Here is a 20,720-nt window from a genome sequence, read left to right as displayed (position 1 = left end):
CTCACCCCCATTGCCCGGCGGGGCGGTAGCCGAAGGCGGCCAGGTCGTCCATGCAGGCGATCGGCGCGTGCGCGACGACCTGCCCGTTCGCGGCCTCCGCGAAGACCTCGCTGGACAGGACGCGGCCGTCGACGCCGTTGACCTCGCGGACCGAGGTCACCATGCGCTGGAGCTTGCCGCCGGTCTGGTAGTTGTTGCGCCGCTGGATGAAGACGACGAAGTTGACGGCTCCGGCCACGAGCATCTGGCTCGCCTCGATGGGCAAGCGCTCGGCGGCCTGGAGGGCATACGTCGAGATGCGGTTGAAGACCTCACTCGAACTGTTGGCGTGGATCGTGGAGAGCGAGCCGTCGTTGCCTTGCGACATCGCGTTCAGCATCGTCACGATCTCGTCGCCGAGTACCTCACCGACGATGACGCGGGAGGGGTTCATACGGAGCGACCGGCGCACCAGCTCCGCCATCGAGATCATGCCCTGGCCCTCGGAGTTGGGCAGGCGCTCCTCGAAGGCGACGACGTTCGGGTGCAGGTCGGCGAACTGGTCGAGGCCGAGTTCCAGAGCGCGCTCGACGGTCACCAGACGCTCGTGCGGCGGGATCTCGTTGGCGAGCGCCCTCAGCAGAGTGGTCTTTCCTGCGTTCGTCGCGCCCGCGATCATGATGTTCTTGCGGGCCCGCACCGCGCACGCCATGAAGTGCGCGACCTCGGGGGTCACCGTGCCGTTGCCCACCAGGTCCGACATGAAGACCTTGCCCATGCGGGCACGTCGGATGGAGAGCGCCGGGCGCCGCGTGACGTCCATGACGGCCGACAGACGCGAGCCGTCGGGGAGGCGGAGGTCGAGCTGCGGGTTGGCGGAGTCGAAGGGGCGCGAGGAGAGACCGGAGTACGCGCCGAGGATCTGGATGAGCTCGATGAGCTCCTCGTCGGTCTCGGCGACCGGATCGGCCTTGGTCTCGCGTCCGTTGGCGTATCCGACGAAGACCTGGTCGCACCCGTTGATGTCTATGTTCTCGACCTCGGGGTCGTCGAGCAGCGGCTGGAGCCGTCCTACGCCGAAGAGCGCCGCGTGCACGGCGGCCGCGTACTTCTCCTCGGTGTCGGCGTCCAGCGGGGTCCGCCCGGCGTTGATCTCTATCCGGGCGTACTCCTCCAGGATCTGGGCGATGACGGCGCGGGCGTACTGCCGCTCGTCCTCGCCCGACATGGGGGTGACGCCGGAGACCTGGTCAAGGCGGCGCTGCTCGGCGATGCGGTCACCGGCGTCCTGCCGGAACCGCTTGACGAGCGAGTGATCGACGGGGACGCTCATCGGCCGGCTCCGGGCGCGCCTGCTCCGTGGGTGCCGGCGCCATGACTTCCGTGGGTGCCGTGCGGGCCGCCCGCGTTCGGGTTGGCCCAGGCGGCGCCGTACTGCTGGTAGAGGTCGACGGTGACCTTGCGGGCCGAGCGGATGAGCATCGACTTGTCGAGACGCCCGCGCTTGCGCCCCGCCAACTGCTCGGCGCCCGCCGGGTCTTCGGCGAGGGTGCCGACGACGCGGGCTCCGGTCTGCGCGGCCATCAGCATGTCGTTGACCTGGTGGACGAGCTTGGCGGACGTCGAGGGGTCGGCGATCAGGAGTACGCCGATGAGCGGGGTCGCCAGCGAGGCGGCCCCACGCGATCCGCCGTGCAGCTTGGCCGCGAGGGCGGCGGCACGGTCGCGTACGCGCGCGATGGCCTCGGGCTCGGTCCGCGAGACGAGCAGCACGAGGGCCGCCTGCGGGAACAGCTCGACGGCAGGGGTGTCCCCACTGATACGGCCGCAGTCGGCGATGACGTCGGCGGGCGCGTGCGGGGAGTCGGCGAGCTGCGAGAAGGCGCGGCCGAGGGTCGGCCAGAGGCCCGCGAGCCCGGCGGCCTGCTCGGCGACACCGAGCCCGACGAGCACCTCAAGTCCGCCGCTCAACGGCTGGGTGTGATCCCAGAGTTGATCGGGGACGAGTCCACGACGGGCGGTGGCCGCGATGCTGAGCATCCCGGTGTTGGGGTTGAGCGGTCCGCCGTGCGCGGCGGCACTGCGGTAGACCAGGTCGCCGCCGGCGGGGTCGGTCTCCGCGACCAGGACGCGCCGCGGCCAGACGGCCGCCAGCGCGACGGCCGCGGTGGTGACTCCGGGAGACCCCTTGTCGGCAGCGAGAGCAATGAGCGCCATGTCTCTTCTACTCGCCTCTAGTTGCCGTTGGGAGACACTTGGACGAGAGAGACCGCACCGGCGGACGCGGCCCTGGTGACGGCTGCGGCGTCGGCGCTGTCCACCAGGAGCGTGATGCCGAGGGCACCGGTGCTCACGGTGGCGTCGCTCTTGTCCGCGACGGAGCTGACGCGGGCGGCCGAGACGATGGGCGAGTCGCTCGCGCCCGTACCGGCGGAGCCGCCGGTCCCCTTGTCGCTGGAGCTTCCTCCGGAAGCGTCGTCGCCGACCTGGTAGACGTCCACGCTGTCGCCGGCCTTCAGGCCGTCCGCGGGGTACTGCCCCTCCTTGAGGGAGACGCCGACGGCCGACTTGCCCGCGGGCAGCCCGCTCTTGCTGGAGAACATCTCGCCGACCGCGACAGCACCCTTGGGGATGGTGTTGGTGGCCTTGAGCTTCCTCAGGTCGTCGACCTGCGACCACTTCACGTAGTTGATGCTCGTGTCGTCGGCGACCATGACGGAGGTGACGTTGTCGTCACTCACCGACTCCCCCGCAGGGATCTCGGCCGTGACCTTCACGACCTCCACCCGCTCCCCCGCGCGCAGCACGAGGACGGTGGCGCCGAGGGCGCCGATGAGGATGAGCAGAACGGCCAGGGCGGCGAGTGCCGGTTTGCGCTCGCGAGGCGGCGCGGGAAGGCGCTCACCAACCGCTGGCTGAACCGGCGCGGCGGAACGGCTGTTGCCCGCCCCCGTACGCTCTTGGATCTTCACGCAACTGCTCCCCGCACGCCCAAGAAGATTCGGTCATTTTCAGACACTCGCGACTCTCTTCGCCCGCCTCGGGCGGGCTATTCAGCCCCAGGCACAGTGTCAAGTCATCGCACCGTATCAGCAGCACATAAGCCCCTCAAGGCGCGTCAGGACCGCTGCGGCCCGCGCTCCCCATCGTTATCCACGCGCAATCCGTACTCCATGGTTCCCACGCATTCCGGGATCGCGGGAGGAGAGGGGGATGTGCGTACGCGAATAATTCCCCTTTGCGCAACGGGCGCCGCGGGGCGCGGTGATGAGGAACACCAACCTGTCGGTGACCGATGAGCGGCTGATCGTTCAGCCGCACGGATGACGCCGGGAGGGGCGGGGGTGGTTCCCGGTTGGGCGGACTTCGGCCACACCTGCCCGAAGTCCACTCGCACCCGGGCCGGATGAACCCCCGCGCGCGGTACCCCGTCTCACAGTCCGGCACGCACCCTGCTGTGCCCAACGCTCAACAGCCCAATAGCTCAAGACGGAAGAGAAATTCAACCCCCATGAGACTTTCCTTCTCCCCGCACGGACGACGTACCGCACGGGCGGCGTCACGTTCACGCAAGACCATGGCGGTAACCGGCGTAGCCACGGCGGCGATTGCCATGCTGGCCACCAGCACCCCCGCCGCGCACGCGATCATCGGCGGCACCGAAGTCTCCAACGACGCCTACCCGTTCATGGCCGCCGTGATGGACAAGGGCTCCGGCAGCCCGCTGGACCGCCAGTTCTGCGGCGGCAGCCTGGTCACGGCAGACACGATCATGACGGCGGCACACTGCCTGGTGGACGACGCGGGCAAGCCCCTGAAGCCGAAGAAGCTCCAGGTGGCGGTGGGCCGCACGGTCCTCTCGAAGGCCGGCCAGGGCCAGATACGCAATGTGGCCAAGGGCGGCGTGGTGGTACACCCTCGCTACCTCAAGGGCCAGGAGGCGTACGACGTAGCGTTCATCCAGCTCAGCAAGCCGATCCGCGGGATCTCCCCGATCGCCCTCCCCACCCAGGGCACGGACGCCCTGATCCGCCCGGGTCAGAACGCAACGGTCGCGGGCTGGGGCAACACGGACACGGAACTCCCGAACACCCCGGACCGCCTCCGCGAAGTAAAGGTCCCGATCCTCTCGCACGCGGAGTGCAGGACGAGCTACGAGGAGTACGACGCAAAGGTCAACTTCTGCGCGGGAGTTGAGACGAAGGACTCCTGCCAGGGCGACAGCGGCGGCCCCATCTTCCGCAACGTCCCCGGCCGCAGGGCCCCCATTCAGGTGGGCGTAGTGTCGTACGGGGACGGGTGCGGGGCGCAGGGGGCTCCGGGTGTCTACACGTCGGTGAGCTCGTCGAAGCTGTGGAAGACGTTGGGTGAGTCGGCGGGGGGCAAGAAGGTGAAGCGGGTCATGAACCGCCGCTGAGACCACATCGAGCTCGGCCCGGTTGCAATGCCCGGGCCGAGCTTCCGCCCTCGCAGCGGGACTCTCCTAGGTGGCGCCCAGGACAACCTGGCGATACTGCCTACTAGGCCATATCGGAATCTACGACGACAACAGCGGGTGCGCGGTCACCCAGCGCACGGAAAATCACCCAGCGCTTCAAGGTCCCCAGCGGCTCTCCGGCCAATGAATTGACTCCGTACTCGACAAGGCATCCGTCGGTGTCAGGGCCAGCGGGTACGGCGAAGTCGATCCGGGCGAACTCCGTGAAGGCTTGCAAGGCAGCGGACAGCGGATCACTGACCGCGTCGGCCTGCGCTGTCAGCAGGTCACGAAATCGAGGGACGGCCTCCTCGATGGAAAGCGGGTTCGCCATCTCATCCCTTTTTCCAGCCTTACAATCGGTTGCCACGGGACAAGACGATCGACCATACGGATCCTGGCCGCATGTCACCGGGTGAGGTCTCGCCAGTCACGTACAAGTGGCTCTGAGCCTTGGGTTCCCGGAACTGTCGGAACCCCCCGGTGGAGGGCTCCTCGACCTCTTCGAGTCTTCCCCCGCGAGTCAGCAACGCCTCATGGAACAGGTCGAACGGCACGTACTCGGAGAACTCTCCATAGGCATCCGTGAGCGACTGCGGGACGACGTCTTCCAGACCGCGTGCCAAGCGGTGGATCTGAACCGAGACTGTCACAGATTCCCAGATGCCGTTACGTTTGACGAATGCCACCTCAATTAGCCCGTAATCCCTGCGCATTCGCGACCTCTGGACATCGTCCAGAAAATCCCCGCCGAGGCTCGCCTCCCAAGCCTCCGGCGATGCGCCGAGCAGAACACCAAGGACCTCGTTCCGCAACGTTGCCTCAACATAGAAATGAATGTCGGACATCAGCCGCCCTCCGCCTTGTTCATCTTCTCGAGATTCTTGATAATGAAATGCATTTCAGCTGCGCGGTTCTGACTCATTCCGAATTCACCCTTGTTCATGCTGTCACGTGCAGAGGTGGCCTTCGCAATGATGTCATCCCGCAGGGACCGGTTCGAATGAATCTCATCCAGGACCTTCTGCACCTCCCGGTCGCTAGCGGTTCCGTGCTTAAGCCTGATGGGCCGGCCACCGATCCCTCCCTTGTCGTCGGGGAAGATCTGTACCTCATTGTTCTTGATATGGATGTGCGCACCCTTGTTACCCCAGTCTTGATACGCCACCGACGCGTGGATGTTGTACGGGGCGAGGCCGAGCGGGTCAATCCATGTAGACGGGTTACTGACGTAGGAAAAGGGGTTTGGTGCGGGTTCCAGGCCGAGCGGGTCCGGGGTCAGGTAGCGGGCAGTCTCGGGGTCGTAGTGGCGGAAGTAGTTGTAGTGGAGGCCCGTCTCCGGGTCGTAGTACTGGCCGGGAAAGCGGAGGGGCGTATACGCCACCGCGTCGATGTTCCAAGCTGTCGTACCCCAGAGGGTGCTGCGTTTGCGCCAGGCGATTTCGCCTTGCTCATCGACAAGTTCGCTCGGTGCGCCAACGAGGTCGGTGACGATCGCGAAGAAGCGGGCGTCGATTTCCTCTTGTCGAGCGCCTGACGCTGTGATCCGCTCGGTCTGTGCGACGGGCTGGAGCCCGTGATGGTCCCAGGTAAGAGTGACCGGTTCCGGCAACTCAACGGCGATCGTGGTCTGTTCGCAGAGAGTCACACCGTCCCAGGTGAAGTCGACGCGTTCCAGAACGCTTTCGCCGTCTGCGGCCATACGGAGCTTGGCAGTGCGTCGGCCCAGCGGGTCATACATGTAGCGCCAGCAAGTCCCGTCGGGTGTGATGACCGAGGTGAGTCGGTCCTCCACGTCCCAGTCATAGCGCCAGGTATCCGGCTTGCGCGACAGACGAGTCTTCTGGCGGAGGGTGATGCGTCCCAAGGCGTCGTGCTCGTAGCGGACATGACCGGCTCGAGTGATATGGGTCCCTGTGTACTCGCGGGCGCCGGTGGCTTCATGACCAGGGTGCTCGACGGGCCATGAAGCGGATTGCTGGTTGCCTGCCGAGTCGTAGGCGTAGGTTTCGGTCCACTTGGCGGCGTGAACCGCGGTGACACGTCCCTCAGCGTCGAGATCGAAACGGCGCGGGCCGGACAGTTGGTCATCTATGCCTGCCAGATGGCCATCAGCACGATAGGCGTAAGCGCGGTAGAGGGAAGGGTCCTGGTCGCCATGGGCCGTTAGCTTCTGTGTGGTCAGGCGGCCCACCTCGTCGAAGGTGCCGGCCATGGTGAAGGAATCACCGAATTGGCGGGCGAGTTCACGACTGGCCGCGTCGTATTCGAAATCGACTGTACGGCCGGATACGACCAGTTGGGATATGCGTCCGGTGGCGTCGTATTTCCAGGTACTGGTCGCGCCAGACGGCGTGACACGTGCGGTGCGGCGGCCCGCTTCGTCGTAGGTGAAACAAAGTTCACGGCCATTCACCGTCTCAGACGTCACACGACCACGTCGGTCCCGGACATACGTGACCGCGCTGTCAGCACTGGCGGCCTCCACGATCTCGCCTGTCAGATCGTACGCAAACGTGGTGCACCGACCGTTCGCGTTCTTTCGGATGGTCCGGCCGAACGCGTCGCGTTCAAATGTGATGGTCTGGCCGATGGCGTTCGTCAATGAGGTCAGGCGCCCGGCCCCGTCATGGGCGTAGGTGATCTCACAGTCGTCGAAATCTGTCTCACAGGACAGGCGCCCTGCGGGATCGTAGACATAATTCCAGGTCAGGCCCTGAGGGTTGATGACCTGGGTGAGACGCAGGGAGGCGTCGTATTCGAATTCGTGGCGGGTCCCATCAGGTCCGGTGCGTGCCGACAAGGCATCGAAGTGTGTGTACTCAAACTGGGAAATCTGTCCCAGCTGGTCGGTGTGGCTGGTGCAGTTGCCCTCGCCGTCATACGCCCATGACTCCGTCGCGCCGTCGGGTGTGGTACGCCGCAGGAGGTGACTCTCCGTTGACCAGGACAGGCGGGTGGTGTGCCCCAACGCGTCGGTAAGAGCAACCGGCCTGCCCCAGGCGTCCCGCTCCCAGGAAGTGGTGCCGCCCAGCGGGTCGGCGACCTCCAGAGGCAGACCCGCCGGGTCACAACGCACCGTGGTGATGTGACCCAGCTCGTCGGTGATCGTCCGGGGGTGACCTGCCGGGTTGTACGTGGTGCTGGACGTAACGCCGACCGGATCAGAGGTGGCGGTGCAATTGCCGCGCTCGTCGTACGTGTGCCGCCAGGAAGTGCCGTCGGGCAGGTCAATGACGGTCGCGAGGTTCAGGTCGTTGTACGTGACGCGGACAACGGCACCATCGGGACGGGCCACCTCGATCGGCTGTCCCAATGCGTTGTTCACCAGCGTCGTGGTGTACCCGAGTTGATCCGTCGTTGCGACGACATGCTGGTCGGCGTCGTAAGTCGTCGTCACCGTGCCACCCAGAGGATCGACCTCGGCGACGACCAGGCTTCGGCCATCGACGGCGAAACGGGAGGTCGCTCCCTCAGCCGTGGTGAGCTCGGTGACACGGCAGCCCGGCCACGCAGCGTCGATCACGTCGTAGATGAAGGTATTGGCCAGGTGCCCGGCCGTTCCCCATTGGCCGGTGCAGCGGTCCTGTTCGTCATAGCTGTAGTGATACCGACTGTGGTTGGTGTCCTCCCAAGACGTGATACGTCCCCGCTCATCGTAGGCAAACTGCAGCGGCAGCCCTGAAGAGTTGACGGCTGCGGTGAGATGACCGGCGGTATAGCTGTATCGCTTGATCACGACGTCGGAGTCGCCCTCGCCTGCGCCGACAATACTCAGCGCAGTTACGCGCTCGTCGGTAGTGGCCAGGGCGATGTGATAGCCACCGCAGTGCCGGATCGCCTGTGGGGCGCCTTCGTCGTCGTAGTCGAAGTCGATGGTGTTGTGATTACGGTCCGAGATACGGATCAGTATCGCCACATCGTCAGCGGGCGGGGCGAAGTGGCGGCCGTGACCGGTGACCGGGTCGGTAACGAGGTAGCCACCGTCGTCCAGGCGTTCCAGTGGCCAACGCGGACCGAAGTCGGGCAGCACCGGGGTATCCGCCCCCTGCGGATGCGGATACTCGAGAAGCATGCCGTCTTCGGTAACGAACACGACACCCTGTTCGTCGATCTCCAGGCGTTGGTCGATGGTGGACGTCCAGGCGGGTCCGAACCAGCCGCCCGTTCGGTAGCCAGATGCCACACGGCGGGTGAAGACCAGTGGCAGCTTGCCAGGCAGCGTGAGGTCGGTTGCGTCCAGGAACATCTGTCCGGTGGCCACATCCACTGGGTCGCCAAGACCCTTGATCTTGGTCTTCACCCGGTTGTACGTGCCCTTCGCCCCGTTCGCGATCGCGCTCCGAGCCGATTTCAGACCCCTCAGCCCGCCCTTGAGTCCCTTCATCCCCTTGGCGAGGCCGCGGAGGGAGGTCAGTCCCTTCATGCCGGGGATGCAGTCGAGGGCGGCGAAGGCGACGTCGAGTAGGCCTGCTTCTCCGTTGGCGTATTTATGGAGGGTGTCGGCGAGGACGACCAGGGCAGCGATCAGGACGATCGCGCCGAGGATCGGGCCGCCGATGATCATGGCGATGATGCCGAGGACGGCGACGACGACTTTGCAGACGGCGACGATGGTGTCCCAGTTGTCGGTGACCCAGTCGCCGACTTCCTCCCACCACTTGCGGTTCTGGATGCCCGCGTCGGAGGCCTCTTCGAGTTTCTTCTTCGCGGTGCCCGCGGCGTCCTCGCGCATCTTGCGGGCGTCCTCGGCCATCTTCTTCGCGGCGTCGAGGTTGCTCTTGGCGGCGGAGACGTCCGACTTGGCGGTCGTCTGCGCCTTCTCGGCGGCGGTCGCGTTGCGGGTGGCGGCCTTGACCTTGTCCGGGTCGGGCTTGGGGACGTCCTTGGACTTGGAGCCGCCGTCGTCGTCCTTGTACTTGTCGGCTTCCTTGCCCGCCTTGTCCACCCAGGAGTCGGCGGAGGTGAGCCGGGTCTGGGCGCTGCTCAAGTCCCCTTGTGCTTCACGGCCCTTGACCAGGGCCTTGTCGGCGAGGGCCTGGGCGCGCTCCAGCTCCGGCCAGTACGTCGACAGGGCGTCGCCGGCCATCTCGTAGCTCTTCTTGAGCTTCTTCAGCTTGCCCGGCGCGTCCTCGAACTCCGACGTGAAGGACTCCGCGGTCTTGCCCGCCCAGGTGAGGATCGCGTCCTCGCCCGCCATCCCCTTGATGTCACGGAGGACCTTCGACACGTCGTCGGCGAAATCGTGCAGGTTCTTGGCCAGGTTGCGGACGCGGTCCGGATCTCCGGGTGTTGGATCCTTGTCCAGGTCCAGGACATGCCAATCCGCCGGACGATTCCCCGCCATGACCCGACCCCCGCCGCTTCCGCCCCACTAGTACCCGTACGCACATGCGAAGTTACTAGCTGCGTGCGGAGTACGGGAAGGCGGCAGGGCCGCAGGGTGTCAGTGCTTGAGGCCGCCTATTCCGCAAAGCGGAACGTCGAGGTCACCGCGTCGAAGATGTCGAAGAACGACTCCGCCAGGTCCAGGACCTGGCTGCTCCCCGCCACCAGGGCGACCTTGCCCTCCTGGCCCGGCACCGGGATGAAGGTCTGCATCAGTACGACGCGCATCGTGCGGTCGTCTCCGGGGACCGAGACGTCCTCGATGCCGTACGTCCGCGCCGCCATCCCCACGCCCGGGATCTCGACCGTCTTCACCTCGCGGTACGTGTCGCCCTCGCGCTTGGCCTCCCGTACGCCGAGCTGGGCCACGATCGCGGCCGGGTCCGTCGGCATCACGTCGCCGCTCGACGTGCGGGCGCCGACCAGGGAGACCGTGACCGAGCCCGTGATCGGCACATCGCCGCCGAAGCTCTCCGCCATGCAGCCGCAGTACAGGGCGCCGGACTGCCAGGCCTCCTTGGACGCCTTGCGCAGGAAGCCCTCGAAGGTGTTGCGGTGCGGCTCGAGCTCGGGGCGTTCGCGTATGCGGTCGTTGATCATCTGCCGGATGCTGGCGTCGCGCGACTCCGGGCGGACGTCGAACTCCCACCAGGTCTCCGGCACCTTGATGCTGAATCCGCCGCGGGCGATGGTCTGCGCTTCGGTGTAGCGGGCCATGCTGTTGTCCCCGTCCCCTTTTTGTTGACTCTGGCTTGCCAGCGTACGAGGCGGGACTTCAGCCCTGTACTCGGACGTGCCCCAGCGCCGGCCCGCGGGGACGCCGCCCGTTGCAGAAAAGTCCCATCGGTGACCCTTCTTCGCGGTACGCCAGTGGGGCTTTCCTGCAGTGCGACCCACCCGAGCTCGAGGGAAGGTCTCCGTCACGGCCGCGTTGAACACCCAAGGCGGAAGCGCGTGACGCCCGCGTACTCGATACGTAGGCCTGTGGCGTGTTTCCACTTGTTTGGACTGAATGTGAGTGATGCCGCACTCGGGCCACTTGCTGTACTTGTGGGCAGGGAGATGCCCGTGAGCTCCAAGTCCTTTACGCAGCGGTCGCTCGCGGTGTTCCGTGTCCCAGGCGACCTTCACGTACTTCATCTACGGAGCTTTCCATTCCGGTATTCGTGACGGGCGAGCCATTCGTCCCCGCTGCGACCGAACTGGGGGCTTTGTGCGGTCATTCACCTCACGAGACATTCACTACTCGGCTAAGTGAACCCTGGCGAAGGCATTGACCACTTCAGTACCTTCGGATGGCTTGGAGAACTGTCGCCCCACCGGGAGTCCTACGTGAACCGCAGTCGCACCCTTCCCGTCGCCGCCGTCTCGATGGCGGCTGCCGCTGCCCTGCTGCTGAGTGGATGCGGGGGTGGGGACGACAAGGACTCGGGCAAGGACAAGATCGCCGGGGCGGATGAGGGTGGCAAGAAGAGCGCGTCGCCGAGCTCGAAGAAGAGCGATGCGCCCGCGATCGACCGGCCTGAGATGAAGCTTCCGTCCGACGTCGAGATCGAGTTCGCCAAGGCCAACCTCTCGGACCCGGACCAGGCGGCTGCCGCGACCGACGCTGAGAACTTCGTCCTGTCCATCAGGCACGGAATCGTGAAGCAGGACCCGGAAGACGCGGCGTACAAGTTCTACTCGGAATACCAGGGGCCGGCCTTCAAGTACGCGAAGGACCAAATCAAGAAGAACGTAGACGCCGGTTACACGGTGACGGGTGAACAACACTTCAGCGGCACAAAGGTTGATGTGGTGAAGAAAAAGACGTCGGCTGTCGTCTCCTTCTGCAGCGACGCCACCAAGTTCTTCAGCAAGGAAGTCAAGACGGAGAAAGTGCACCGCACCAAGCCGAGCGTCACGGATTTCGCCTCCTGGGAGATCCTCATGACCGCCTCCGACAGCAACAAGGGTCTGTGGAGGGCCAAGCAGGCTCAAGTGCGAGACGGGGCTGAGGAGTGCAGGCGATGACAGTGCGAAAGCCGTTGGTTCTAGTGACTGCCGGCATATCGCTGGTACTCGCTGCCGGAGGACCGGCAGTGGCAGGAACGGAGTTCGGCGACGGGAACGTGTCGGGCAAGAAGGACGGCGACACCGTCGCCGCCGTAGCCAAGATCTCCTACACCTCCTCCGGCAACAGCAAAGGCGGCGGCCCCATAGCCTCCGTCGACACCGACTGGACGCCGCCCGCCTGCTGGTACGCGCCGGAGTGGAAGGCCACCGAGTTCCAGGAGTACCGCGAGCGCCTCTACTTCGGCGCCCGGCACGACCCCGACGCGCCGCGTGACGTTCTGGGTGACATGTCCGACCAGAACCAGGCGTACGCCAAGGACGGCTACAACATCGACAAGGAGAAGGACGGCATGTGGTGGGGGGCCCAGCAGAACCCCAACGCCTCCATGGCCGACCAGTTCGCTTGCGACAAGGAGCCGTTCTGGGTCGAGAACGGCGAGACTCCGGACGTCCCACAGGCCATCGACCCGGAGACCCTCGCAGGTCTCGCGTACGAGCAGATCAAGGTCCCCGGCACGAAGGTCTCCCTCGCTCCCGACGGCCCCTCCAAGGTCAATCTCCCCACCTGGGCCTGGCTGGACAAGGGTGAGTTCCAGCCCGTGTCCGTGACCGCCTCGCTCGACGCTCCCGGCCTGCACATCGAGGCGACGACGACTGCCAAGCCGGTCGCGCTCAGCATCAAGCCGGGAACCGATGACGCCGTGCGTATCCCCGCGTCCGGCAAGTGCGAGATGAACGACGACGATTCGATCGGTGAGCCGTACGCGAAGGGCAAGTCGAAGCAGACGCCCCCCTGTGGCGTCACCTACCAACGCTCGTCGGGCAACGGCACCTTCAACCTCCAGGCCACCGCCACCTGGGAGATCACCTGGACAGGCACGAACAGTCCGGGCGGCGAGCTCCCCGACGGCGAGTACGGGAACGATCAGCCGATCACGGTCGAGGAGATCCAGTCCATCAACCGGTGACGTGACCGGTTGGTGTAACCGGTGGCGTCGGGCGACTCGACCGCATCACGGCCTGCGGCTATCCATGCGGCTTATCTGGCGGTTGCCCACTCATTCAGTTGGGTCCCGCCCGCAAATCAAGAAGTAAATGGAAGCAAAGAGAGAGGCAAAGGGAGGGGAAAAAGTGCTGGTGATCGCCGGATAGCCACCTGACGTGCCGGACTTCACCTTCACTGCCCCTCCACATTCTGCCTCCCGTCGCCCAACTAAGCCCTTTGGTTCGCCCTAGCAAGTCCTCCACCCCATGAATAGCGTTAAGCCCCCTGGCGATAGCCTCGTCTCACGGGACTCGAGTGTGGACAGCCGCCGGGTTCCGGTACGACGACCGCCCAGAGGGATCCGGGGGACACCACGTGAGCGACCTGCGCCTCGACGACACGATCTTCGAAGACCTGCGGAAGACCTTCTCCACGGTGAGCGACCGCATGGATGCCGCCCGCCGCACCCTCCGCGGGGCCGACGGCTCTGTCGTCGGCGCGGGCGAACTCGTCGAGGACGTGCACGAGTTCGCCGACGAGTGGGGCTACGGCGTCAAGCAGCTCGGCAAGCACACGCACGGCGCCGTCAAGATGATCAACAAGATCGGCGAGAAGTTCAGCGAGCTTGACCAGGAGCTGGCCGAGTCGCTCAAGTCGGCCAAGGCGGACTCGAAGAAGGCGGACTCGAAGAAGAAGGGCAACTGACGTGGGGCGTCGGCCTGCCTTCCCGCACATCGGCTGGGACCCCACCCCCGGGGACGTGACCGACACCCGCGAGCTCGCGAAGAAGCTGGGCGGACTCGCGACGGAACTCGGCAACGCCGTACGGGACTTGGAGCGGATCGAGTGCGGGGCCTGGAAGGGCAAGACCGCGCTCGCCTTCACCGAGTACATAGGCCAGGACGTCACTCCCCTCGTCCGCAAGAGCCACGAGTCGTTCGACAAGGCCTCCCGGGCGCTGCACAAGTGGGCCGGCGAGCTCCAGGACTTCCAGGATGAGGCTGACCGCCTTGAGAAGTCGGCCGGGGAGAAGCTCGACGCCAGGCAGGAGGCCGAGACGAAGGCCGAGGGCAAGGGGAGCAAGGAGCTCGGCAAGGCTTCCGGCGACGTCGACGAGGTCACCGGCAAGGTTCATGACCTCGAGGACCGGTACGCGCGTGCCGCCGGGCGGATCAGTAAGGAGCTCGACAAGGCGGGTGACATCGCCCCGGACGAGCCCGGCTTCTGGGACAAGCTCACCAAGGGTGTCGCTGACGCGTGGGACGCCACGGGTCAGTGGATCAAGGACCACGCCGACATGATCAAACTGATCGGCGACCTGTTGAGCGACCTGACCGCGGTGCTGGGCCTGCTGGCCATCATCACGCTGCCGTTCCCGCCGCTCGCGGCAATCTTCGGCACGGCCGCGCTCATCGCGAGCGGGCTCGCGCTGGTGGCGCACGGGGTCGCCAAGGGGGCGGGTGCGGACGTGAGTTGGATGTCCATCGGGATGGACGCGGTGGGGTTGATGCCAGGGATCGGCGCCTTCAGCAAGGGCATCAAGGTGGCCGGGAAGACCACGAAGTTGGCCAGGGCCGCCGGGCTCGCCAAGGCCGGCAATCTCGGCAAGGGGTTCCAGGCGACCAACATCGGCAGAGCGCGCATGCTGATCTCCACCGGCGAGCAGGCCGGCTTCGTCGAGGGGGGCCTCAAGCTACTGCCCGGCAAGGTGGTGCTCGGCGGCATGGCGGACAACGTGTACGAGGTCTCCCATGCCACCAGCGGCCTGGCTTCGCGCATGGGCGGCATCGCCAACCAGGGTTACCACGCAGGTCAGTGGCTCGGTTCCAAGGGCGCCAACCTCATCCCTGGGGTGAACATCAACCCCCTGGGTGCCGGTATCGCCATGGACGCGGGGCTCAAGATCTTCCCCAAGATCGAGAGCATCCATCAGCACGTGGGAGAAGCCCTCTTCCCTGGTGACCAGTTCGAGAAGTCGGCGACGGGCTGATGAGCGCGGCGGACGACGCCCCGCGTGGCCGGATGAGCGCAGGTGGATGAGCGTCCGGCACGAAATATGAGGATGCAGGACAAAGGGCCTAGGGGCACCACGTAGGAGGATGCTTTCCGGTATGGACACTTGGCAGCCCGAACCGGGCGAAACGCTCCTCACCCGTGCGTACGCCACCTTCGCCACCGGCGAGGCTACGCGCGTCCGGGGCATGCGCTGGTTCCGCGACACCGAGCGTCGTGACATCCAGAGCGAGCTTTCCGGCTGGCCCGAAGGCCCTGTCTACGCGGCCCATTCGACTGGTGGCACCGTCGCACGGAAGGTGGGGAAGGGTGGCCTGATCGCGCTGGGCGGCGCCATCATGGCCGTACTCAGCTCAGCGGGGGGAAACGTCAGCGGCGGCTCGGGTCCGGCATCAGGCTCCGACACCCCGGACGACCCCGCCGACGAGGTCGAGGACTTCCCCGTCATGTGGGCCGCTCCCGGTTCCCTCGCCCGCACCCTGCCGTGGCAGCTGGATCCAGCCCGCTCCCCCGAGAAGCACTACCGCACGCACGCGATCGTCACCGATCGCCGACTGGTCGTCGTGGGCTTCCCGTACTCCAAGAAGAACGACAGCCTCATCGACGACGAAGTGCTCTGGGAGGTCTCCCGGTCGCGGATCAGCCGGGTGGAGCCGAAGCCCTTCAAGAGCAGTACCGACGTCAAGGTCGTCTTCGACGACGACTCCTGGTGCCGGCTGCACGCGATCACGCCGGGGAAGTTCGCCCGGTACCTGCGCCATCCTCTCGCCCTGATCCCGCTCGACGACCTCACACCCGCGCAGCGGACCGCGGTCGAGAACTTCGTCGCGGAGGCCCCGGCCTCGTCGGACCACGGGAGTCCTGTGGTCAGTCGCCACCCCTGCGGCCACTTCCATGTCGGGTTCCTGAGGTCGTACGAAGTCGACTCGTTCTTCGGCCTCTCCGAGAACGACATGCTCATGGACGCCGACGGCGCAGAGGTGGATCCCAAGGACTACCACCCGGACGACTTCTAGACCCCGCCGGCCGCTGGAGCGGGTTCCGGAGCCCGACGGCTTCCTGAGCTCGCCGACTTCCAGGGCTCGACGCCGCATCTGCTTCCGACCAGGACGGTCCCCCACTATGACAACCTCCGCCGACTCCACGAGCGCGATCCCGCCCCTGCACGCCGACGAGGAGCCCCCGCCCCTCTGGTTCAACGTCCCCGACGGCTTCTTCGCCCTCCCCCTCGCCGCTACCCCCGAGGAACGTGCCGCACGCTCACAGGAGTTCGTACGGGGCCTCTACTCCCGCGGCGACGAAAGCATCTGGGAGCCGGCCGCCCCCTATTACGCGGGCGTCGCCGAGATGATGGCGGACACCGGCGTCTCGTACTCGGCGATGGGGCTCTTCTCCACGGCGGATGCGGAGGCGGATGCGGACGAGGACGAGGAGGCGACCGCGAAGGCGGTGGCGGGGGCTGCTGAGGGCGGCGGCGTGGTCGAGGCACGGTACGAAGGCGCCGGCGGTGTCGCCCAGTGTGCCTTCACCGTGGCCGCCGTTCCGACGGACCAGGCCGCTGGGGACACCGACATCGCCGCCCAGGGCATTCTGGCGGCCCTCTCCCGAGAGCCGCACAACGACGCCCGCTGGCTCGACCTGCCATGCGGGCCGGCGGTCTCCTGCATCACGCTGACCAAGTACAAGCTGAGCCCGCAAGTGACCGCGACCGGCGAGCCGATGGACCTGCTCACCGGGCAGATACAGGTCCATGTCCCTTTCCCTACGGGTCCGTTCACCGCGGTATTCACGCTCCACACCGCGTCCACGGACTACTGGACCGAGTTCTGCGACATCATGGCGGCCATCCTCCAGACGGTGAGTTTTGAGGAACCTCCCGGCGGACACCCGGCGTCGGGCTCCGCGGACGCTGCGGACTGACCGCCCATGGACTGGTACCCCTCCCCCGACGAGAACCTGCTCCTGCGTACAGCGGCCAAGTTCGCCAGCGGGCTACGGGCTACGGGCTACGCACAACAGGTGACCGCGCCGCCCGCGGTGCGGTCCATTCCCTTTTCGTCAACGCGGACGTACGCATCACCTTCGCCGCCGCACACTCGGTGTTCTCGATTTGGCCGTCGGACGGAATCAGCCCCTCCTACGTCCTCTGCGAAGGCTTGCGCGACATAGTCACCCATGGAAACGCACTCGTCGCGACAGTAAAGTGCGCCCAATGAGCGTCGGGGTGGGACGGGTGAGTATGGCGGGGTACGGAGTCGGCACGAAGGCCGTCGCCGAGGAGGCCACGGGGACGGACATACCGCACACCGGCCATCACGGCCACTATGACCATGCCAGGCGCCGCCGCCCCGCGTTGCTCGCCATCCTCTGTGCCCTCCTCCTCTTTGGCGGGGGCGCGGCACCTGCCGTCGCGAACCCCTCGCCTGTTTCGTCCGCCGAGGACGCCCCGGCCCAGGCCCCGGCCCCGCAGGGCGACGCTCCCACCCAAGCCGCCGCCCTGGCCGCCCTCCTCCACTCCAACCCCGTCCACGTCACCGACCAGCTCCCCCGCGAGATCCCCCGCTCCACCGCCCCGCAGTTCAAGAAACTGGCCCAGCGGACCAAGGTCCCCACCTACGTCCTCGTACTGCCCGAGCAGGGCAGCAGCGGCGATCGGCTGCTCGGGGCCGTGCACGATCGGCTCGGGCGGGATGGGCTCTATGTCCTCGTCGATGACATGGGCGTCGCCGACGCCGCCGCCTTCGGGGTGCGGGCGCCCGCCGACGACGCGTCGACCGTGGCTCTCTATGAACTGCCTTACGACGCCGGGCCCTTGCTCAGCTTCGAGCGGTTCACCGATGTCATCGCCCAGGGCAGCAAGAAGGCCGCCGAGCGCGCGGAAGCCGCCCGCAAGAAGTACGGCGGCGACACCGGTGAAGAAGTCGACAAGATGCACATCGATCCCGTCGACCGCGACAACCAGTCCTTCGTCACCGGGATCGCCCTCAGCGGCGTACCGCTGCTGATCCTCGCCCTCAGTCCATACCTACGCCGGTGGCGCCGAAGGCAGAGGGTTGCGATGGCGGCTGAAGGGAGTGCCCGCGAGCAATCCGGCGCTGTCCGACGGCACTTCACCCCTCTCCGCATCGAAGCCGGCGTCGCCCTCCTCGCCGCCGGAGCCATCGCCCTCTCCGCGTCACTCGTCTTCCATCAGGACACCGCCGGCGCCTCGCCGCCGCCCACCGCATCCGACCTTTCCAGCCGCGTCGAGCGCGTTGCCGCCGGGCTGAAGCAGGACGGGCCCCTCTACAGCGACCCCGAGAGCCCGAACCCGCTCGACTCCGAGCAGCGCGATCAACTCACCGAGCGCATCGGCGAGTTCAACCGCGGGCCTGTCCACATCGCTCTCGTGCCCCAGCTCACCGAGGATGAGTCCGGCGGCGAACCCGAGCTCTTCGTCGAGGCCGTGCGGCAGAGGATGCAGGAGCTGGGCGCCAAGGGCGACCACGGCGTGTACGTCGTCGCCGATCCGCTCGGCGGGTCCATCGACGTCGTCACGTACGACGTACGCATCGACGCCAACCTCGTCGCCTTCGATCTCCCCGATTCCATCCGCTACGGCGATGACGACGACCGCTCCACCGACCACCAGCTCGGCGAGCGACTCGACGACCTGATGACGTTCCTCGGCAAGGCACCACGCACCGACCGTCCCGAGACCTCCTCCCTCGGCATGGACGACGCCCCCGAGCCCGTCGAAGAGGACGCGCTCTCCCCTCTCTTCTCCGGGGACTTCTGGCCGGGCCTCCTCGTCGGAGCGTTCGCGGCCGCGCTGCTCTTCGGAGTCGTCGCCGCGCTACTCGGGCTGTTGCGGCTCGTGGTGCCAGGCCTCAGGCGGCCGCCGCGTACCGTCGTGACGTCCACGGGCGGCCTTCTGTTCACGGCTCCGCCGGATCCGTCCCTCGGCTACTTGCGGCGCGTCGCACGGGACGGAATCGACGCGTTGGGGCGGGAGTTCGACCCGAATGCCGCCCTGCGGTCCTCAATCCGCACCCGCGTCTGGGACTGCCTCGACGCAGCGACGCTCCTCGCCGACCGCGACCCTGACGGGCATGTCGATGACGACGCCACACCCGCCGATCTCGCGGCCGCAATCGTCCTCGCGCGGGCCGGGCGGGGTGCGCTCACCGGCGCCGACAAGCCCTGTTGCGCGCTCAATCCGCTGCACGGGCCGGCCACGGGGTGGCGGGACGCTCAGTACGCGGCGGAGGACCAGCGGCTGCGCACCATCCCGGTGTGCGCGGAGTGCCGCGTCCTGGTCGACGTGCAGCCGCGCCTCGCGTACACGCTCCGGCTCACGCTGCCGGGGGTGGGCCGCTCCGAGCGCGTGCCGTACGAGGACGCGCCAGGGCCGCTGCCCGCCATAGTCAACGGTGTCCCTCAACTCATCCGCCAGGTACGGGAGTACGCCGGTGTTCAGTGACCTGAAGCGTCTCGCCGTGCTGGCGGTCGTGTCCCTCGCCACCCTGTTCGTGGCTGTCGCGCCCGCTGCGGCTCAGGCACCGGGCGCCCCCAGCCCCGGCCAGAAGATCGCCGACGCCCTGCGCGAGTCACCGGTCCACGTCGACGCCGCGTACGCCGACTCCGTACCCCCTGCCCGCCGGAAGCAGCTCGCCCGGCAGATCGAGAAGACGGGTCTCCCGATCAAGGTCGCCTTGGTGCCTCTGGTCCAGGGCGACGCGTACGACGGCGAGTCCGACGTCTTCGCGGAGGTCGTACGTGACCGCCTCGACCAGCACGAGCTCATCCTCATCACCGGCGGCGACAGGTGGACCGGTGACCTGCACGGTTTCGAGTGGCCTGGCGAGAAGCAGCAGGCCCGCGACGCTGTGAGCACGGTCGGTTTCCTGGACGAGATGAAGGACGCGGGTCTCTCCGAGCAGACGGCCAAGGCGATCGAGCTGATCGCGCGGGGCGACGGCACGAAGGCGTACGAGGAGGCCACGGCCGATCTTGGTGACGGCAGCGACAGCGGGAGCCTGCCCCGCCCGGAGGCGGCGGAGAAGGAGAGTGGCTCCTCCTGGCTGCTGCCGGCCATCGTCGCGGTGTCGGTGGCCGCCGCCGGTCTCTTCCTCTTCGTAGGTGTACGTCGGCGGGGGCGCCGTCGGTCCGGCCCGCACCGGTATCCGAGCGCGACCGGCTCGCCCTTCGCCTTCCCGCAGGCGGTGTTCGCGGCGGCGCGTACGGCGGACGAGGAGGCGCTGCGGCGCCAGACCGAGGCGGAGGTCCTCGCGCTGGGCGAGGCGGTCCGCTCGGCGGGCACGTCAACCACCGGTCTGCAACGCGCACTTGACGCCTACGCCGCCGCGGGCACGGTTCTCGACTCGGCGCGCGGACTGCCGGACCTGGCGGGCGTGCTGGCCCTGGTGGCGGAGGGCCGGGACGCGCTGGAGGGCGCCGCCTCTCCCCTCCCGCTCTGCTTCTTCAACCCCCTGCACGGCCGCGCCGACCTCCGCATCCGCTGGCGTCCGCTGGGCCGGCGCGACCAGCTGCACATCGCGGCATGCGAGGAATGCGGGGCGGCGGTCCGCACCCGCCGAGCGCCGGAGGTACTCACCGATGACTTCGAGGGCCGCAGGGTGCCGTACTTCGAGGTCCCGGCGGCCCAGAGCCTGTGGGCGGCCACGGGGTATGGGTCGCTGCTCCGGGACGCGGAGGGCGAGGGCGATGGGCTCGCGGACGATGGGCTTGCGGTGCGGGTGGGGCGGGGGGAGTTTCCTCGGGGGCAGGGATAAGGGCGACGGCCTGGAGGCCGGGGTCCGGGAAGTCCGGAGCCCTGAAGCG

The 20,720-nt window shown here is 67.1% G+C and carries 16 protein-coding genes; 9 read left to right on the top strand and 7 right to left on the bottom strand.

Annotated features, from left to right (window positions below):
* Window position 1: 1 nt before the first annotated feature.
* Genes E5671_RS27305 through E5671_RS27295 form a run of 3 tightly spaced genes read right to left on the bottom strand, consistent with a single transcriptional unit; the run spans window position 2 to window position 2,951 of the window.
* On the bottom strand, window positions 2–1,312 hold the full coding sequence (locus E5671_RS27305) for a CpaF family protein (RefSeq protein ID WP_160506563.1): 1,311 nt from the start codon (window positions 1,310–1,312) through the stop codon (window positions 2–4).
* Window positions 1,309–2,196: a hypothetical protein gene (locus E5671_RS27300; RefSeq protein ID WP_160506562.1), complete on the bottom strand. Its 888-nt coding sequence runs from the start codon at window positions 2,194–2,196 to the stop codon at window positions 1,309–1,311. Before E5671_RS27300 ends, E5671_RS27305 begins: the two co-directional genes overlap by 4 nt.
* A 17-nt stretch (window positions 2,197–2,213) precedes the next feature.
* Entirely contained in the window at window positions 2,214–2,951 is a 738-nt protein-coding gene (locus tag E5671_RS27295) for an RcpC/CpaB family pilus assembly protein (protein ID WP_160506561.1), read from the bottom strand.
* Window positions 2,952–3,556: 605 nt separating this feature from the next.
* Here E5671_RS27295 and E5671_RS27290 point away from each other — a divergent pair.
* On the top strand, window positions 3,557–4,396 hold the full coding sequence (locus E5671_RS27290) for a S1 family peptidase (protein ID WP_237330248.1): 840 nt from the start codon (window positions 3,557–3,559) through the stop codon (window positions 4,394–4,396).
* Window positions 4,397–4,499: 103 nt separating this feature from the next.
* On the opposite strand, the gene E5671_RS27285 is transcribed toward E5671_RS27290, so the two are convergent.
* The 4 genes from E5671_RS27285 to E5671_RS27270 all read right to left on the bottom strand — a co-directional run bounded on the left by E5671_RS27285 (window position 4,500) and on the right by E5671_RS27270 (window position 10,561).
* Window positions 4,500–4,790, bottom strand: coding sequence for a hypothetical protein (locus E5671_RS27285; RefSeq protein WP_160506559.1), 291 nt, complete (start codon window positions 4,788–4,790; stop codon window positions 4,500–4,502).
* A gap of 19 nt (window positions 4,791–4,809) precedes the next feature.
* On the bottom strand, window positions 4,810–5,304 hold the full coding sequence (locus E5671_RS27280) for a hypothetical protein (RefSeq protein ID WP_160506558.1): 495 nt from the start codon (window positions 5,302–5,304) through the stop codon (window positions 4,810–4,812).
* The gene (locus tag E5671_RS27275; protein WP_160506557.1) at window positions 5,304–9,803 is read right to left on the bottom strand and encodes a DUF6531 domain-containing protein; all 4,500 of its coding nucleotides are present in this window, start codon (window positions 9,801–9,803) and stop codon (window positions 5,304–5,306) included. The genes E5671_RS27280 and E5671_RS27275 overlap by 1 nt, the downstream gene beginning before the upstream one ends.
* Before the next feature lie 116 nt (window positions 9,804–9,919).
* Window positions 9,920–10,561 (bottom strand): hypothetical protein, encoded by a 642-nt coding sequence (locus tag E5671_RS27270; protein WP_160506556.1) that lies wholly within the window; start codon window positions 10,559–10,561, stop codon window positions 9,920–9,922.
* A 615-nt stretch (window positions 10,562–11,176) separates the two neighbouring features.
* Between E5671_RS27270 and E5671_RS27265 the strand changes: the two genes are divergently transcribed.
* The 8 genes from E5671_RS27265 (at window position 11,177) to E5671_RS27230 (ending at window position 20,671) form a co-directional block, all read left to right on the top strand.
* Window positions 11,177–11,857 carry a hypothetical protein gene (locus E5671_RS27265; protein ID WP_160506555.1) on the top strand — a complete coding sequence of 227 codons (681 nt, stop codon included), beginning with the start codon at window positions 11,177–11,179 and terminating at the stop codon, window positions 11,855–11,857.
* A 68-nt stretch (window positions 11,858–11,925) separates the two neighbouring features.
* Window positions 11,926–12,867 carry a hypothetical protein gene (locus E5671_RS27260; protein ID WP_336605859.1) on the top strand — a complete coding sequence of 314 codons (942 nt, stop codon included), beginning with the start codon at window positions 11,926–11,928 and terminating at the stop codon, window positions 12,865–12,867.
* 392 nt (window positions 12,868–13,259) lie between these two features.
* A complete protein-coding gene (locus E5671_RS27255; RefSeq protein WP_160506553.1) occupies window positions 13,260–13,589 on the top strand; it encodes a hypothetical protein in 330 nt (109 codons plus the stop codon).
* 1 nt (window position 13,590) lies between these two features.
* Window positions 13,591–14,874: an enoyl-CoA hydratase/isomerase family protein gene (locus E5671_RS27250; RefSeq protein ID WP_160506552.1), complete on the top strand. Its 1,284-nt coding sequence runs from the start codon at window positions 13,591–13,593 to the stop codon at window positions 14,872–14,874.
* Between the two features lie 121 nt (window positions 14,875–14,995).
* Window positions 14,996–15,913 carry a hypothetical protein gene (locus tag E5671_RS27245; protein ID WP_160506551.1) on the top strand — a complete coding sequence of 306 codons (918 nt, stop codon included), beginning with the start codon at window positions 14,996–14,998 and terminating at the stop codon, window positions 15,911–15,913.
* Window positions 15,914–16,019: 106 nt separating this feature from the next.
* Complete coding sequence (locus E5671_RS27240) at window positions 16,020–16,817, top strand: hypothetical protein (protein WP_160506550.1); 798 nt, start codon at window positions 16,020–16,022, stop codon at window positions 16,815–16,817.
* A 292-nt stretch (window positions 16,818–17,109) separates the two neighbouring features.
* The gene (locus tag E5671_RS27235) at window positions 17,110–19,359 is read left to right on the top strand and encodes a hypothetical protein (RefSeq protein WP_160506549.1); all 2,250 of its coding nucleotides are present in this window, start codon (window positions 17,110–17,112) and stop codon (window positions 19,357–19,359) included.
* Window positions 19,349–20,671, top strand: coding sequence for a hypothetical protein (locus E5671_RS27230; protein WP_160506548.1), 1,323 nt, complete (start codon window positions 19,349–19,351; stop codon window positions 20,669–20,671). The genes E5671_RS27235 and E5671_RS27230 overlap by 11 nt, the downstream gene beginning before the upstream one ends.
* Window positions 20,672–20,720: the final 49 nt, after the last annotated feature.

This window comes from Streptomyces sp. BA2, from assembly GCF_009769735.1.
In the GTDB taxonomy this organism is placed as follows: domain Bacteria; phylum Actinomycetota; class Actinomycetes; order Streptomycetales; family Streptomycetaceae; genus Streptomyces.
The sequence above is the reverse complement of the archived record's forward strand: the minus strand, read 5'-3'. Positions and strand labels throughout refer to the sequence as shown.

Excerpts from the sequence above, each read along its gene's own strand:
- E5671_RS27305 (WP_160506563.1), bottom strand. The coding sequence starts at position 1,312 with ATGAGCGTCCCCGTCGATCACTCGCTCGTCAAGCGGTTCCGGCAGGAC.
- E5671_RS27300 (WP_160506562.1), bottom strand. The coding sequence starts at position 2,196 with ATGGCGCTCATTGCTCTCGCTGCCGACAAGGGGTCTCCCGGAGTCACC.
- E5671_RS27290 (WP_237330248.1), top strand. The coding sequence starts at position 3,557 with ATGGCGGTAACCGGCGTAGCCACGGCGGCGATTGCCATGCTGGCCACC.
- E5671_RS27285 (WP_160506559.1), bottom strand. The coding sequence starts at position 4,790 with ATGGCGAACCCGCTTTCCATCGAGGAGGCCGTCCCTCGATTTCGTGAC.
- E5671_RS27280 (WP_160506558.1), bottom strand. The coding sequence starts at position 5,304 with ATGTCCGACATTCATTTCTATGTTGAGGCAACGTTGCGGAACGAGGTC.
- E5671_RS27275 (WP_160506557.1), bottom strand. The coding sequence starts at position 9,803 with ATGGCGGGGAATCGTCCGGCGGATTGGCATGTCCTGGACCTGGACAAG.
- E5671_RS27270 (WP_160506556.1), bottom strand. The coding sequence starts at position 10,561 with ATGGCCCGCTACACCGAAGCGCAGACCATCGCCCGCGGCGGATTCAGC.
- E5671_RS27245 (WP_160506551.1), top strand. The coding sequence starts at position 14,996 with ATGGACACTTGGCAGCCCGAACCGGGCGAAACGCTCCTCACCCGTGCG.
- E5671_RS27240 (WP_160506550.1), top strand. The coding sequence starts at position 16,020 with ATGACAACCTCCGCCGACTCCACGAGCGCGATCCCGCCCCTGCACGCC.
- E5671_RS27235 (WP_160506549.1), top strand. The coding sequence starts at position 17,110 with ATGAGCGTCGGGGTGGGACGGGTGAGTATGGCGGGGTACGGAGTCGGC.